This window comes from Streptomyces sp. NPDC047130, assembly GCF_040643475.1.
Lineage (GTDB): Bacteria > Actinomycetota > Actinomycetes > Streptomycetales > Streptomycetaceae > Streptomyces.
The window spans coordinates 53,894-68,458 of sequence record NZ_JBEYUK010000002.1 but is presented as its reverse complement, the minus strand read 5'-3'; the positions used below and the strand labels follow the sequence as shown (position 1 = coordinate 68,458).

Here is a 14,565-nt window from a genome sequence, read left to right as displayed (position 1 = left end):
GACCCGGTGACGGAGGCGGCGCCCGGCGGGGGCGCCGGGACGCGGTACCAGACGCGCAGCACGACGGAGGGCAGGGAGCGTGGCCGGAACGACGACCGCCGAACGCGGTGAACGCCGCCGGGAGCCGGCCGGGGCACCCGGTCCCGCGCCCTCCTGGCGCGACCGCCTTCCCGCCCCGCCGCGCCCGCGCACCCTGGTGGCCGGCGGCGCCGTCGCGGCGCTGCTGGCCGCGGGCGTGATCTGGCTGCTGTACGGCTCGGCCTGGCTGCGGGTGGACGAGGTCGGCGTCACCGGCACCCGCGTCCTCGGCGAGGACGAGGTGCGCCGGGCCGCCGCCGTCCCGCCGGCGCTGCCGCTCGCCTCGGTGGACACCGACGAGCTCGAGGCCCGCGTCCGCGCGGAGCTGCCGCGGGTGGAGTCGGTGGAGGCGGACCGGGACTGGCCGCACCGCGTCACCCTGAAGGTCACCGAACGCACCGCGGTCCTGATCCTCGCCGAGCGGGGGCGGTTCGTGGAGGTCGACGCCTCGGGCACCCGGTTCGCCACGCTCCCGAAAGCGCCGGAGTCCGTCCCGCTGCTCGAACTCGAGCCGTCCTCCGAGGAGTCCGCCCGCTCCTCGCTGCGCCGCTTCGGCCGCGACCGGCTGGTGGCCGAGGCGGTGCGGGTGGCGGGGGACATTCCGGACGCCATCGCCCGCGACACCCGCGCCGTCAAGGTCCGTACCTTCGACGCCTTCTCGCTGGAACTCGAGGACGGACGCACGGTGGTGTGGGGCAGCCCGGAGGAGGGCGAGGCCAAGGCCCGTACCCTGCGGGCCCTGATGAAGGCAACCCCGAAGGCCCGTCATTTCGACGTCAGCGTCCCCTCCGCCCCTGCGTCATCGGCGAGTTGACGCACATCAGCGCAGGCCAGCACCCGGACTGGGCACCGGCGTGCTTGATCACATAGGGTGAAAAGAAAAGCGGGAGGTTCGGCGTGTTCGTTGAACGTGCGCCACTTGTCGACCTAGTGTCCTGTTCGGAAGAGTCCAGGGAACAGACACACTGGTAACCCTAAACTTCACCGTTAGGGTTCGGGTCGGCGTTCGGACCGTCCCATTCGGCATCAGCCGGTGCTTCGCGGGGAACCCGCGAGGCATCCGGCACGTAACTCGAGGCGAGAGGCCTTCGACGTGGCAGCACCGCAGAACTACCTCGCAGTCATCAAAGTCATCGGTGTCGGCGGCGGTGGTGTCAATGCCATCAACCGGATGATCGAGGTCGGTCTCAAGGGCGTCGAGTTCATCGCCATCAACACCGACGCTCAGGCGCTGTTGATGAGCGACGCCGACGTCAAGCTCGACGTCGGCCGCGAACTCACCCGCGGACTCGGCGCCGGCGCCAACCCGGCGGTCGGCCGCAAGGCCGCCGAGGACCACCGCGAGGAGATCGAGGAGGTCCTCAAGGGGGCCGACATGGTCTTCGTGACGGCCGGCGAGGGCGGCGGCACCGGCACGGGCGGCGCGCCCGTGGTGGCCAACATCGCCCGGTCGCTGGGCGCCCTCACCATCGGTGTGGTGACCCGCCCGTTCACCTTCGAGGGGCGCCGCCGCGCCAACCAGGCGGAGGACGGCATCGCCGAGCTCCGCAACGAGGTGGACACCCTCATCGTCATCCCCAACGACCGGCTGCTGTCCATCTCGGACCGCCAGGTCTCGGTCCTCGACGCCTTCAAGTCGGCCGACCAGGTCCTGCTCTCCGGCGTCCAGGGCATCACCGACCTGATCACCACGCCGGGCCTCATCAACCTCGACTTCGCCGACGTCAAGTCCGTGATGTCCGAGGCGGGCTCCGCCCTGATGGGTATCGGCTCCGCCCGCGGCGACGACCGCGCGGTGGCCGCCGCCGAGATGGCGATCTCCTCGCCGCTGCTCGAGGCCTCCATCGACGGCGCCCGTGGCGTCCTGCTCTCCATCTCCGGCGGCAGCGACCTGGGTCTCTTCGAGATCAACGAGGCGGCCCAGCTGGTGAGCGAGGCGGCCCACCCCGAGGCCAACATCATCTTCGGCGCGGTCATCGACGACGCGCTCGGCGACGAGGTCCGGGTCACCGTGATCGCCGCCGGCTTCGACGGCGGCCAGCCGCCCGCCAAGCGGGAGAACGTCCTCGGCTCCGCCTCCGCCAAGCGCGAGGAGCCGTCGGCCCCGGCCCGGTCCACCGAGACCGCCCGTCCCTCCTTCGGGTCGCTCGGCAGCGTGACCCCCAAGGAGGAGACCCCTGCCCCCGCTCCCGCCCCGGCCCCCGAGCCGGCGGCCGAGCAGCGTCCGGCCCCCGCGCCGGTCCCGCCGGTGGTCCCCCCGCTCCCGCAGTCCCGCACCTACCCGGACAGCATGGCCGAGGAACTGGACGTCCCGGACTTCCTGAAGTGACACTTCCCCAGTGATAGATCAGCGCGAAAGCGTGAGCGGCGCGCACTTCGCCTTCACCGACCGGTGGGGCGGGGTGAGCGCCGCTCCGTATGAGGAGCTCAACCTCGGCGGCGCGGTCGGAGACGACCCGGCCGCCGTTCTGGCGAACCGGAAGCTGACCGCCCAGGCGCTCGGCCTCGACCCCGGCAGGGTGGTCTGGATGAACCAGGTCCACGGCGCCGACGTCGCGGAGGTCGACGGTCCCTGGGACGACGGGGCGGAGATCCCCTCCGTCGACGCCCTGGTCACCGCCCGCCGGGGTCTGGCCCTCGCGGTCCTCACCGCCGACTGCGTCCCCGTTCTCCTGGCCGACCCGGTGGCCGGCGTCGCCGCCGCGGCGCACGCCGGCCGGCCGGGCATGGTGGCCGGGGTGGTCCCGGCCGCGGTCGCGGCGATGGTCCGGCTGGGCGCCGACCCCGCCCGGATCACGGCGCTCACCGGCCCGTCCGTGTGCGGGCGGTGCTACGAGGTGCCGGAGGGGATGCGCGCCGAGGTCGCCGCCGTCGAACCGGCCTCCCACGCCGAGACCTCCTGGGGGACCCCGGCCGTGGACGTGGCCGCCGGGGTGCACGCCCAGCTGGAGCGGGTGGGGGTGCGTGACGCCCGGCGTTCGCCGGCGTGCACCATGGAGTCGCATGATCATTTCTCGTACCGCCGCGACCGCGCCACCGGCCGGCTCGCGGGGTACGTCTGGCTGGACTGACGAGGCATGACGGAACGCTCTGTGAACGAACGCGGCGAGGAACTCGCGGCGAACCTCGCCCGGGTGGAGAGCCGGATCGCCGCGGCGTGCGAGGCCGCGGGCCGGTCGCGCGACGAGGTGACCCTGATCGTGGTCACCAAGACCTATCCGGCGAGCGACGTGCGCCTGCTGGCCGAACTCGGGGTGCGGCACGTGGCCGAGAACCGGGACCAGGACGCCGCCCCGAAGGCGGCGGCCTGTGCGGATCTGCCGCTTTCGTGGCACTTCGTCGGTCAGTTGCAGACCAACAAGGTCCGGTCCGTGGCGGGTTATGCCGACACGGTGCAGTCCGTGGACCGGGACCGGCTGGTCGCGGCCCTCTCCAAGGAGGCGGCGCGGACCGGCCGGGAGCTGGGGTGCCTGATCCAGGTCGCACTGGACGCCGAGGAGCGGGGCCGGGGCGAGCGCGGCGGGGTGGCGCCCGACGGGGTCGAGGAGTTGGCCGCTCTGATCGCCTCGTCGGAGGGCCTGCGGCTGGGCGGACTGATGACCGTCGCCCCGCTCACCGGACAATATGCGGGGCGTCAACGGGCGGCCTTCGACCGGCTGATGGATTTGTCGACTGTCCTGCGCCGAGCCCATCCGACTGCAACCATGGTGTCGGCAGGGATGAGTGCGGACCTCGAGGACGCCGTTGCCGCCGGAGCGACACACGTACGCGTCGGCAGTGCGGTGCTCGGAGTCCGTCCCGGGCTCGGGTAACGTCGCCAAGAGTCGGACCACAACAGAAAATATGGTCTTTACCGCCGAATGGCGGGCAGAACGACCTCGTGGATCGCGGGGACGTGGCAGTCGTCAGCCGATCCACCACAGAGCGGAGGACTCAGAGCATGGCCGGCGCGATGCGCAAGATGGCGGTCTACCTCGGCCTCGTGGAGGACGATGGGTACGACGGCCGGGGTTTCGACCCCGACGACGACTTCGAACCGGAACTCGACCCTGAGCCGGAGCGTGACCGTCACCGACACGAGTCAGCACACACGTCGCACAGTTCACACTCGGCACATGGTTCGCACCAGCCGCAAAGGGAAGAACCGGTACGAGTGGTGCAGCCCCCGGCGCCCCGCGAACCGGCTCCCGCCTCCGTCGCTCCCGTGGCGGAAACGAGTCGGCCGGCGCGGATCGCCCCCGTGGCATCCATCACACAGGAACGTCAGAGTCTGGAGAAGAGCGCGCCGGTGATCATGCCCAAGGTCGTGTCGGAGAGGGAGCCGTACAGGATCACCACCCTCCACCCGCGGACCTACAACGAGGCCCGTACCATCGGGGAACACTTCCGTGAGGGCACTCCGGTGATCATGAATCTGACGGAGATGGACGACACGGACGCGAAGCGGCTCGTCGACTTCGCGGCGGGTCTGGTGTTCGGTCTGCACGGCAGTATCGAGCGGGTGACGCAGAAGGTGTTCCTGCTGTCTCCTGCTAACGTCGATGTCACGGCGGAGGACAAGGCCCGCATCGCAGAGGGCGGGTTCTTCAACCAGAGCTGAGAAGTACCGGGTGACGCAAGACACAGGGGAGAGGGAAGCAGGAGATCATGAGCGTGTTCTGGGACGTGGTCTACATCGCGCTGATGTGTTTCCTCCTCGTCCTGATCTTCCGGTTGGTCATGGACTACGTGTTCCAGTTCGCCCGCTCGTGGCAGCCCGGAAGGGCGATGGTGGTCGTTCTGGAGGCCACCTACACTGTCACCGATCCACCGCTCAAGCTTCTGCGGCGGTTCATCCCGCCGTTGCGTCTCGGGGGCGTGGCGCTCGACCTGTCCTTCTTCGTACTGATGATCATCGTCTACATCCTGATCTCCGTCGTGAGCCGGCTGTGAGCGCGATGTGAATGACGTTCTTGCCGAAAGCCGACGACTACGTTGAGGTGAAGAGATGCCGTTGACCCCCGAGGACGTGCGGAACAAGCAGTTCACGACCGTCCGCCTCAGGGAAGGCTACGACGAAGACGAGGTCGATGCCTTCCTCGATGAGGTCGAAGCCGAACTGACCCGACTGCTCCGGGAGAACGAGGACCTCCGCGCCAAGCTGGCCGCGGCCACCCGTGCCGCCGCGCAGAACCAGCAGCAGGGCATGCGGAAGGGTCCCGACGGACCGGGCGGCCCGCAGGGTCCGGGCGGTCCTCAGGACCAGGGTCCCGGCATGCGCGGTCCCGGTGGTCCTGTCCCCGCCGGGATATCGGGACCCCCGCAGCAGCACGGCGGCCCCATGGGTGGCCCGCCGCAGCTGCCGAGCGGTGCCCCGCAGCTTCCCGCCGGCCCCGGTGGCCCGCAGGGTCCCGGTGGCCACGGTCCCCAGGGTCCCGGCGGTCACGGCCCGCAGGGTCCCGGCCCGATGGGCCAGGGTGGCCCCGGTCCGATGGGCCAGCCGATGCACGGTCCCGGTCCGATGGGCGGCCCGATGGGCGGTCCCGGCGGTCCGATGGGCGGCCCCGGCCAGGGTCCCGGTGGCGACAGCGCCGCACGCGTCCTGTCGCTGGCCCAGCAGACCGCCGACCAGGCGATCGCCGAGGCCCGGTCCGAGGCCAACAAGATCGTCGGCGAGGCCCGCAGCCGCGCCGAGGGTCTGGAGCGTGACGCCCGTGCCAAGGCCGACGCCCTGGAGCGGGACGCGCAGGAGAAGCACCGCGTCGCGATGGGCTCCCTGGAGTCCGCCCGCGCCACGCTGGAGCGCAAGGTCGAGGACCTGCGCGGCTTCGAGCGCGAGTACCGCACGCGGCTGAAGTCCTACCTGGAGTCGCAGCTGCGTCAGCTGGAGTCCCAGGCGGACGACACGCTGGCGCCGCCGCGGACGCCGGCTCCGTCCGGTGCGCCGTCGCTGCCCCCGCCGCCGGCCCCGTCGATGGCTCCGGCCGGTGCCGGGTCCGCGTTCGGCGGCGGTCAGGGCATGAACGGCGGCCCCGGCCCGTCCTCCGCCTTCGGCGGTGGTCCGGGCGGTGGCGGCAACGGCCAGCCGCAGATGTCGCCGGCCATGACGCAGCCGATGGCGCCGGTGCGGCCGCAGGGTCCCGGTCCCATGGGCCAGGCTCCCTCGCCGATGCGCGGTTTCCTGATCGACGAGGACGACAACTGACGGCGCGCGGCTGAGCGGTACGCCTGTCGTCGGCGTTCGGTAGGGCGGTGCCCCGAAACCTCAGGGTTCGGGGCACCGCCCTTTTGCCGTGCGGGGTGGGGGAGGACCGGAGGCCCGGCCCCCGTGCGGGGGCCGGGCCTCGGGCGCGGGGTGCGCCCCCGGTGTCACGCCTTGCGGAGGCGGAAGGTGAGGGAGAGGCCCTCGTCGGTGAAGTCCGCGCCGTAGGTGTCGTCCGCCTCGCCCTGGGCGAAGTCGGTGGCGAGGACCTCGTCGGCGACCAGGCCCGCGTGGGCGGTGAGCGCCTCGGCGACCGCCGGGTCCGTGGAGGACCAGCGCAGCGCGATGCGGTCCGCGACGTCCAGGCCGCTGTTCTTGCGCGCCTCCTGGATCAGGCGGATCGCGTCCCGCGCCAGGCCGGCCCGCCGCAGCTCCTCGGTGATCTCCAGGTCCAGGGCGACCGTCGCGCCGGAGTCGGACGCCACCGACCAGCCCTCGCGCGGGGTCTCCGTGACGATGACCTCCTCGGGGGAGAGGGTGATGGTCTCGCCCTCGACGTCGAGCGTGGCGGTGCCGGTCTCCCGCAGCGAGGCCGACAGCGCGGCGGCGTCCGCGGCGGCGACGGCCTTGGCCACCTCCTGCACGCGCTTGCCGAACCGCTTGCCGAGCGCCCGGAAGTTGGCCTTGGCGGTCGTGTCGACCAGCGAGCCGCCCACCTCGGAGAGCGAGGCCAGCGCGGCCACGTTGAGCTCCTCGGCGATCTGGGCGCGCAGTTCCCCGCCCAGGCGCTCGAACCCGGAGACCGCGACCAGCGCCCGGGAGAGCGGCTGACGCGTCTTGACGCCCGACTCGGCGCGGGTGGCGCGGCCCAGCTCCACCAGGCGGCGCACCAGCGCCATCTGCTGGGAGAGCTCCGCGTCCACGGAGGACAGGTCGGCCTCCGGCCAGGAGGACAGGTGGACCGACTCCGGGGCGTCCGGGACGACCGGGACGACCAGGTCCTGCCAGACCCGCTCGGTGATGAACGGCGTGAGCGGGGCCATCAGCTGGGTGACGGTCACCACCACGTCGTGCAGGGTGCGCAGGGCGGCCTTGTCGCCCTGCCAGAACCGGCGGCGGGAGCGGCGGACGTACCAGTTGGACAGGTCGTCCACGAAGGCCGACAGGAGCTTGCCGGCCCGCTGGGTGTCGTAGGACTCCAGGGCCGTGGTCACCTCGGCGGTGAGCGCGTGCAGCTCGGAGAGCAGCCAGCGGTCCAGGATCGGGCGCTCGGCCGGGGCCGGGTCGGCCTCGCTCGGGGCCCACCCGGCGGTGCGGGCGTACAGGGCCTGGAAGGCGACCGTGTTCCAGTAGGTGAGGAGCGTCTTGCGGACGACCTCCTGGATGGTGCCGTGGCCCACGCGACGGGCCGCCCAGGGGGAGCCGCCGGCCGCCATGAACCAGCGCACGGCGTCGGCGCCGTGCTGGTCCATCAGCGGGATGGGCTGGAGGATGTTGCCCAGGTGCTTGGACATCTTCCGGCCGTCCTCGGCGAGGATGTGGCCGAGGCAGACCACGTTCTCGTACGACGACCGGTCGAAGACGAGCGTGCCGACCGCCATCAGCGTGTAGAACCAGCCGCGGGTCTGGTCGATGGCCTCGGAGATGAACTGGGCCGGGTAACGGCTCTCGAACAGCTCCTTGTTCTTGTACGGGTAGCCGTACTGCGCGAACGGCATGGAGCCCGAGTCGTACCAGGCGTCGATGACCTCGGGGACGCGCACGGCGGTGTGCCCGCAGCCCTGCTCGGGGCACCCGAAGGTCACGTCGTCGATGTACGGGCGGTGCGGGTCCAGGCCCGACTGGTCGGCGCCGGTCAGCTCGGAGAGCTCGGCACGGGAGCCGACACAGGTCAGGTGGCCCTCCTCGCAGCGCCAGATCGGCAGCGGGGTGCCCCAGTAGCGGGCACGGGAGAGAGCCCAGTCGATGTTGTTGTCCAGCCAGTCGCCGTAGCGGCCGTGCTTGACGCTCGCGGGGAACCAGTTGGTCTTCTCGTTCTCCTCGATCAGCCGGTCCTTCACCGCGGTGGTGCGGATGTACCAGGACGGCTGCGCGTAGTAGAGGAGCGCGGTGTGGCAGCGCCAGCAGTGCGGGTAGCTGTGCTCGTACGGCAGGTGCAGGAAGAGCAGCCCGCGCTCCTGCAGGTCCGCGGTGAGCGCCTCGTCGGCCTTCTTGAAGAAGACGCCGCCGACCAGCGGGAGGTCCTCCTCGAAGGTGCCGTCGGGGCGCACCGGGTTGACCACAGGCAGGCCGTAGCCGCGGCAGACCTTGAGGTCGTCCTCGCCGAAGGCGGGGGACTGGTGGACCAGACCCGTACCGTCCTCGGTGGTCACGTACGCGGCGTTGACGACGAAGTGCGCCTCGGAGGGGAACTCCACCAGCTCGAACGGGCGCCGGTAGCTCCAGCGCTCCATCTCCGCGCCGGTGAACGTCTCGCCGGTGGGCTCCCAGCCCTCGCCGAGGGCCTTGGCGACCAGCGGCTCGGCGACGACCAGCTTCTCCTCGCCGTTCGTGGCGACCACGTAGGTCACCTCGGGGTGTGCGGCGACCGCGGTGTTGGACACCAAGGTCCACGGGGTGGTCGTCCACACCAGGAGCGAGGCCTGGCCGGCCAGCGGGCCGGAGGTCAGCGGGAAGCGGACGTAGACCGACGGGTCCACGACCGTCTCGTAGCCCTGCGCCAGCTCGTGGTCGGAGAGGCCGGTGCCGCAGCGGGGGCACCAGGGGGCGACGCGGTGGTCCTGGACCAGCAGGCCCTTCTTGAAGATCTCCTTCAGCGACCACCAGACGGAGTCCACGTACTCCGGGTCCATGGTGACGTACGCGTCGTCGAGGTCGACCCAGTAGCCCATGCGGGTCGTCAGCTCGGTGAAGGCGTCGGTGTGCCGGGTGACGGACTCGCGGCACTTCGCGTTGAACGCGGCGATGCCGTAGTTCTCGATGTCCTTCTTGCCGGTGAAGCCGAGCTCCTTCTCCACCGCGAGCTCCACGGGCAGGCCGTGGCAGTCCCAGCCCGCCTTGCGGGCCACGTGGTAGCCGCGCATGGTGCGGAAGCGGGGGAAGACGTCCTTGAAGACGCGCGCCTCGATGTGGTGGGCGCCGGGCATGCCGTTCGCGGTGGGCGGGCCCTCGTAGAACACCCACTCGGGGCGGCCCTCGGACTGCTCCAGGGTCTTGGCGAAGATCTTCTGCTGCTCCCAGAACTCGAGCACGGCGTGCTCGAGGGCGGGCAGGTCGACCTGGGCGGGCACCTGGCGGTACGTCGGCGCTGTCATCAGCGGCTTCCTCCAACGGACATTGCTGCCTTCCGTCGGAGGGACGAGATCCACGCGCCGTCGGCGCGGTCCCGCGGTACCACCCTCCTTGGCCGCCGACGCGCGCTCGCGCACGTCCGGTGACCCCCTCATTCGGGTCGCGACGGCCGGGTCTACCGGCCCGGGCAATCCCCGGGCTTTCTTCCGGCGGCTCCGGGGTGATCTTCACGTCGTGCTCGCCCCCGGGCTCACACCGTCCCCGGGTCGCTCTGGGCTGCGGGCGCCGCTACTCGTCCCATCCACGCCTTGTCGCTGCGGCCAGTGTAAGGGGCGACGGCGGGTGACGGTGACGGGGTTTCCCGGGGCCGTGCGGGCGGATTCGGCCGGGGCCGCACCCGTTCGGCCCTGGTCCGGCGCATAGCGGGGCGGCAGATGGGCACAACGCATGCAGCGGCGAGCCCCGTTGCCGCCGGTGACGGGCCGATCTATCGTCCGAGCACGATTCGCGAGCAGGATCACAGCATGTGAGGGGCCGCGGCCATGGTGGCGAAGAGGACCGCCGAACGTGAGTCGGCATCGGGCACGGTGGACGGCGGGTCCGGCACCGAGGCGCCCCCGGGGAAGCGGGCCGGGGCCGGGACAGGGACCGGGGCCGGGGCCGGGGCGAAGAGGCCGGGCGGCCGGAGGACCGCGGCGGACCAGGACCCGGGCACCCACAGCACCTCAGGTGCCCAGGGCACCTCAGGCACCCAGGGCACCCCACGCGCCGTGGGGACTCCGGCGGACGAGGTTCCGCAGGCTGTGGCGGACGGGACCGGGAAGCCCGTGAGACCCGTGAAGCCTGTGAAGGCCGGGAAGGCCGGGAAGGCCGGGAGGCCCGGGAAGGCCGGGAAGCCCGGGGCGGGCGAGGTGCCGGAGACCCCGGCGGGCGAGGCCGGGAAGGCCGCGCCGTCCGGTGGCGGAGGGCCGGTGGGTCGGAAGGCGGTTGAGCGGCCGGTGGAGGGGAAGGACAGTGCGCGGCCGGGCGGCAGCGATGCCGGGCGGGCGAAGGGGAGGAGTGCGGCCGGGCCGGGCCGGAAGGGCCAGGCGCGGACGGGTGGGAGCGAGGAGGCGGCCGCCGCGGACGCGGTGGAGGCCGGTGAGGGTCGGCAGGGTGCCGCGGCGGAGGCCGCGCGGACGGGAGGCAGGGGCGTGAGGACGAGGAAGAGTTCGGCGGCGGCGGTGCCCAAGGCACGGGTCGAGGCGGGGGACCTGGCGGTCCGCCCCGGCGAGGACCCGTGGACGCCCGAGGAGGTCGAGGAGGCCCGCGGCGAGCTCGAGGGCGAGGCGACCCGGCTGCGCGCGGAGATCACCCAGGCGGAACGCGCCCTGGCCGGGCTGATGCGGGACTCCGGCGACGGCGCGGGCGACGACCAGGCCGACACCGGTGCGAAGAACATCACGCGCGAGCACGAGCTGGCCCTGGCCTCCGCGGCCCGCGAGACGCTCAGCCAGACCGAGCGCGCCCTGGAGCGCCTGGCCGAGGGGGCGTACGGCCTCTGCGAGAGCTGCGGCAACCCCATCGGCAAGGCCCGCATGCAGGCCTTCCCCCGTGCCACCCTCTGCGTGGAGTGCAAGCAGAAGCAGGAACGGAGGCACTGACCACAGCGGCCACGGAGGTCGTGCCGTACGCTCTCCTTCCAGTCAGGTAACCAGGCCGAAGGACTCACGTGGCAGAGGCGGAGCGCATCATCGGTACGCCGGAGACTCCGGACGAGGCGGCAGCGCCGGAGGAGAACGAGGAGCGGCAGGCCCCGCGCGGCAAGCGGCGGGTGGCCGTCCTGATCGCCGTCGCGGTGCTGGCCTACGTCCTCGACCTGGTCAGCAAGCTGATCGTGGTGGCGGAGCTGGAGCCGGGGAACCGTTCCGTGGAGCTGCTCGGCGAGTGGCTGCGCCTGGACGTGATCCGCAACCCGGGCGCGGCCTTCGGCTTCGGCGAGGCGTTCACCATCCTCTTCACGGTGATCGCGGTCGCCGTGATCGTGGTGATCTTCCGGCTCGCCCGCAAGCTCTACAGCACCCCCTGGGCGATCGCGCTCGGCCTGCTGCTGGGCGGTGCGCTGGGCAACCTCACGGACCGGATCTTCCGCACGCCGGGCGTCTTCGAGGGCGCGGTCGTGGACTTCATCGCGCCGAAGCACTTCGCGGTGTTCAACCTCGCCGACTCGGCGATCGTCTGCGGCGGCATCCTGATCGTGCTGCTCTCCTTCAAGGGCCTCGACCCGGACGGCACGATCCACAAGGACTGACCGGGAGGCGCCTGCCGCCCGAGGGCGCGGGACGCGCCGTGTCACCCGTCCGGCATACTCGACGGGTGAGCACGATTCCCGAGATCCGAACCCTGCCCGTGCCGGACGGCCTGGAGGGCGAGCGTGTCGACGCCGCCATCTCCCGGATGTTCGGCTTCTCCCGGACCAAGGCGGCCGAGCTGGCCGCGGCGGGCAAGGTGCAGGTCGACGGGGTGGTCGTCGGCAAGTCCGAGCGCGTCTCCGGCGGCGCCTGGCTCGAGGTGGAGATGCCCCAGGCCCCCGCCCCCGTGCAGGTGGTCGCCGAGCCCGTCGAGGGCATGGAGATCGTGCACGACGACGACGACCTGGTCGTGATCGTCAAGCCGGTCGGCGTGGCCGCGCACCCCTCGCCGGGCTGGACCGGCCCCACCGTGATCGGGGGGCTGGCCGCGGCCGGCTACCGCATCTCCACCTCCGGCGCCGCCGAGCGCCAGGGCATCGTGCACCGGCTGGACGTCGGCACATCCGGCCTGATGGTGGTCGCCAAGTCCGAGTACGCGTACACGTCGCTGAAGCGCCAGTTCAAGGAGCGCACGGTCGACAAGCGCTACCACACCCTGGTGCAGGGCCACCCGGACCCGACCAGCGGCACCATCGACGCCCCCATCGGGCGCCACCCCAGCAGCGACTGGAAGTGGGCGGTCACCGCCGAGGGCAAGCCCTCGGTCACCCACTACGACCTGATCGAGGCCTTCCGCGCGGCGTCCCTGCTGGACGTGAAGCTGGAGACCGGCCGCACCCACCAGATCCGCGTGCACATGTCGGCCCACCGGCACCCCTGCGTCGGCGACCTCACCTACGGCGCCGACCCGACGCTGGCCAAGCGGCTCGGCCTGACCCGGCAGTGGCTGCACGCCGTGCGCCTCGGCCTGGAGCACCCCGGCACCGGCGAGTGGGTGGAGTTCGCCAGCGACTACCCGGAGGACCTGAGCAAGGCCCTCGACAAGGTGCGTGAGGAGACCTACGCGTGACCGCCCCCGCCGCGCCGCCCGTGGTGGTCCGGGTCGTCGAGGACCTGGACGACCGCGAGGCCTGCTTCCGGGTCCGCAAGCAGGTGTTCGTGGTCGAACAGGGCGTCCCGGAGGAGATCGAGTACGACGCGCTGGACGCCCACGCCGTCCACGTGCTGGCCGTCCGCGAGGAGGACGGCGCCCCGCTGGGCACCGGCCGGCTGCTGTACGGCGAGGTCGCCGCGAAGAAGACGGGCGGCGACCCGGCCGTCGGCTCGCTGGGGCGGCTCGCGGTGCTGTCCGAGGCCCGCGGTCTCGGAGTCGGCGTGGCACTGGTGCGGGGGATCGAGGACGTGGCGCGCGAGCGCGGCCTGAGCGTCGTCGACCTGGGGGCGCAGGTGCACGCCATGGGGTTCTACGAGCGGCTCGGCTACCGGGCGTACGGCCCGGTCTTCGACGACGCCGGCATCCCGCACCGGTCGATGCGGCGCTCCCTCCGGCACCGGACCGGAACCGGGGCCTAGCCGCCGCCGGGCCGGCCCGCCGAACCCCCGGCTCACTTCTCGAGCCGGGGCTTCGGCATCCCCTCGCGGGCGGCGCGGGCGGGCTGCCCGGCCTGGTCGGCGGTGGGCAGCGGCAGGTGCATCGGCGTCTCCGGGGTGGCCGTGACGATGCGCGGCAGCGCGTAGGGGTGCTCGGCCGCGAGCCAGCGCAGCATCTCCTCGCGGACGGTGACCCGCACCGTCCAGATGTCGTCGGCGTCCTTGGCGGTGACCAGCGCCCGGACCTCCATGGTCGTCGGCGTGGTGTCGGTGACCTGCACGTTGTGGGCCCGGCCGTCCCAGGCGGAGCAGTGGCGCAGGATGTCGCGGAGCTTGTCCCGCATCGCCTCCACCGGGGCACGGTGGTCGAGCTGCCAGTAGACGACGCCGGTCATCTGGGCGCCGCCGCGGGACCAGTTCTCGAACGGCTTCGAGGTGAAGTACGACACCGGCATGGTGAAGCTGCGCTCGTCCCAGGTGCGGACGGTCAGGAAGGTCAGGGTGATCTCCTCGACGGTGCCCCACTCGCCCTCGACGACCACGGTGTCGCCGATGCGGACCATGTCGCCGAAGGCGATCTGCAGGCCGGCGAAGACGTTGCTCAGCGTGGACTGGGCGGCCACACCGGCGACGATGCCGAGGACACCGGCGGAGGCCAGCAGCGAGGTGCCGGCGGCGCGCATCGCGGGGAAGGTCAGCAGCATCGCCGCTATGGCGACCGTGCCGACGATCGCGGTGACCACGCGCATGATCAGCTCGACCTGGGTCCGCACCCGGCGGACCCGCGCCGGATCGCGGTGGACCCGTGCGTACCGGTCGTAGGAGGCCTCCACCACGGCCCCGGCGATCCTGACCAGCAGCCAGGCGGTGGCCCCGATGAGGAGCAGGGTGAGGATCCGGCCGATCAGCACCCGGTACGAGCCGCCGACCTGGGCCTCGTCCCAGGAGGCGCGGATCAGCGCGACGCACAGGGCGATCTGGTAGGGGATACGAGCACGCCGCAGCAGACCCCAGGCCGGGGTCTCCGGGTGGCGCTCGTCGGCCTTGCGGAGCAGCTGGTCCGTGACCCACCCGATGACCAGGGTGAGGAGGACCGAGCCGCCGACGACGATGAGCGGGCGCATGACGTTCTCCATTCGGCGCGCTTATCCAGGACCGGGGAGAACCGAACGCGAAGGTCGTGTGAGCATTGAC

13 protein-coding genes are annotated in these 14,565 nt (G+C 72.2%); 11 read left to right on the top strand and 2 right to left on the bottom strand.

Features of this window, described 5'->3' with window-relative positions; translation table 11 throughout:
* Positions 1–79 precede the first annotated feature (79 nt).
* The 7 genes from ABZ836_RS02850 (at position 80) to ABZ836_RS02820 (ending at position 6,262) form a co-directional block, all read left to right on the top strand.
* Positions 80–892, top strand: a complete 813-nt coding sequence (locus ABZ836_RS02850) for an FtsQ-type POTRA domain-containing protein (protein ID WP_361138656.1) — start codon at positions 80–82, stop codon at positions 890–892.
* A gap of 279 nt (positions 893–1,171) precedes the next feature.
* Complete coding sequence (ftsZ, locus tag ABZ836_RS02845; protein ID WP_356130833.1) at positions 1,172–2,407, top strand: cell division protein FtsZ; 1,236 nt, start codon at positions 1,172–1,174, stop codon at positions 2,405–2,407.
* 10 nt (positions 2,408–2,417) lie between these two features.
* Complete coding sequence (gene pgeF, locus ABZ836_RS02840) at positions 2,418–3,149, top strand: peptidoglycan editing factor PgeF (protein WP_361138653.1); 732 nt, start codon at positions 2,418–2,420, stop codon at positions 3,147–3,149.
* Positions 3,150–3,170: 21 nt separating this feature from the next.
* Positions 3,171–3,890: a YggS family pyridoxal phosphate-dependent enzyme gene (locus tag ABZ836_RS02835; protein ID WP_356131118.1), complete on the top strand. Its 720-nt coding sequence runs from the start codon at positions 3,171–3,173 to the stop codon at positions 3,888–3,890.
* A 128-nt stretch (positions 3,891–4,018) separates the two neighbouring features.
* Positions 4,019–4,678: a cell division protein SepF gene (gene sepF / locus ABZ836_RS02830; protein ID WP_356130837.1), complete on the top strand. Its 660-nt coding sequence runs from the start codon at positions 4,019–4,021 to the stop codon at positions 4,676–4,678.
* Between the two features lie 47 nt (positions 4,679–4,725).
* Positions 4,726–5,010, top strand: a complete 285-nt coding sequence (locus ABZ836_RS02825) for a YggT family protein (RefSeq protein ID WP_108953862.1) — start codon at positions 4,726–4,728, stop codon at positions 5,008–5,010.
* A gap of 55 nt (positions 5,011–5,065) precedes the next feature.
* Positions 5,066–6,262 carry a DivIVA domain-containing protein gene (locus ABZ836_RS02820; protein ID WP_356130839.1) on the top strand — a complete coding sequence of 399 codons (1,197 nt, stop codon included), beginning with the start codon at positions 5,066–5,068 and terminating at the stop codon, positions 6,260–6,262.
* A gap of 164 nt (positions 6,263–6,426) precedes the next feature.
* On the opposite strand, the gene ileS is transcribed toward ABZ836_RS02820, so the two are convergent.
* Positions 6,427–9,573, bottom strand: coding sequence for an isoleucine--tRNA ligase (gene ileS, locus ABZ836_RS02815; protein ID WP_361138648.1), 3,147 nt, complete (start codon positions 9,571–9,573; stop codon positions 6,427–6,429).
* A 1,170-nt stretch (positions 9,574–10,743) separates the two neighbouring features.
* On the opposite strand from ileS, the gene ABZ836_RS02810 reads away from it, so the two are divergent.
* From ABZ836_RS02810 to ABZ836_RS02795, 4 genes are all read left to right on the top strand, one after another.
* A complete protein-coding gene (locus ABZ836_RS02810; protein ID WP_356130843.1) occupies positions 10,744–11,193 on the top strand; it encodes a TraR/DksA family transcriptional regulator in 450 nt (149 codons plus the stop codon).
* 68 nt (positions 11,194–11,261) lie between these two features.
* Positions 11,262–11,840 (top strand): signal peptidase II, encoded by a 579-nt coding sequence (gene lspA, locus ABZ836_RS02805; RefSeq protein ID WP_356130845.1) that lies wholly within the window; start codon positions 11,262–11,264, stop codon positions 11,838–11,840.
* Positions 11,841–11,905: 65 nt separating this feature from the next.
* Positions 11,906–12,850, top strand: a complete 945-nt coding sequence (locus tag ABZ836_RS02800) for an RluA family pseudouridine synthase (RefSeq protein WP_356130847.1) — start codon at positions 11,906–11,908, stop codon at positions 12,848–12,850.
* Positions 12,847–13,353, top strand: coding sequence for a GNAT family N-acetyltransferase (locus tag ABZ836_RS02795; RefSeq protein ID WP_361138643.1), 507 nt, complete (start codon positions 12,847–12,849; stop codon positions 13,351–13,353). Before ABZ836_RS02800 ends, ABZ836_RS02795 begins: the two co-directional genes overlap by 4 nt.
* 32 nt (positions 13,354–13,385) lie before the next feature.
* Here ABZ836_RS02795 and ABZ836_RS02790 read toward each other — a convergent pair whose 3' ends face one another.
* A complete protein-coding gene (locus ABZ836_RS02790; RefSeq protein WP_361138640.1) occupies positions 13,386–14,507 on the bottom strand; it encodes a mechanosensitive ion channel domain-containing protein in 1,122 nt (373 codons plus the stop codon).
* Between the last annotated feature and the right edge of the window lie 58 nt (positions 14,508–14,565).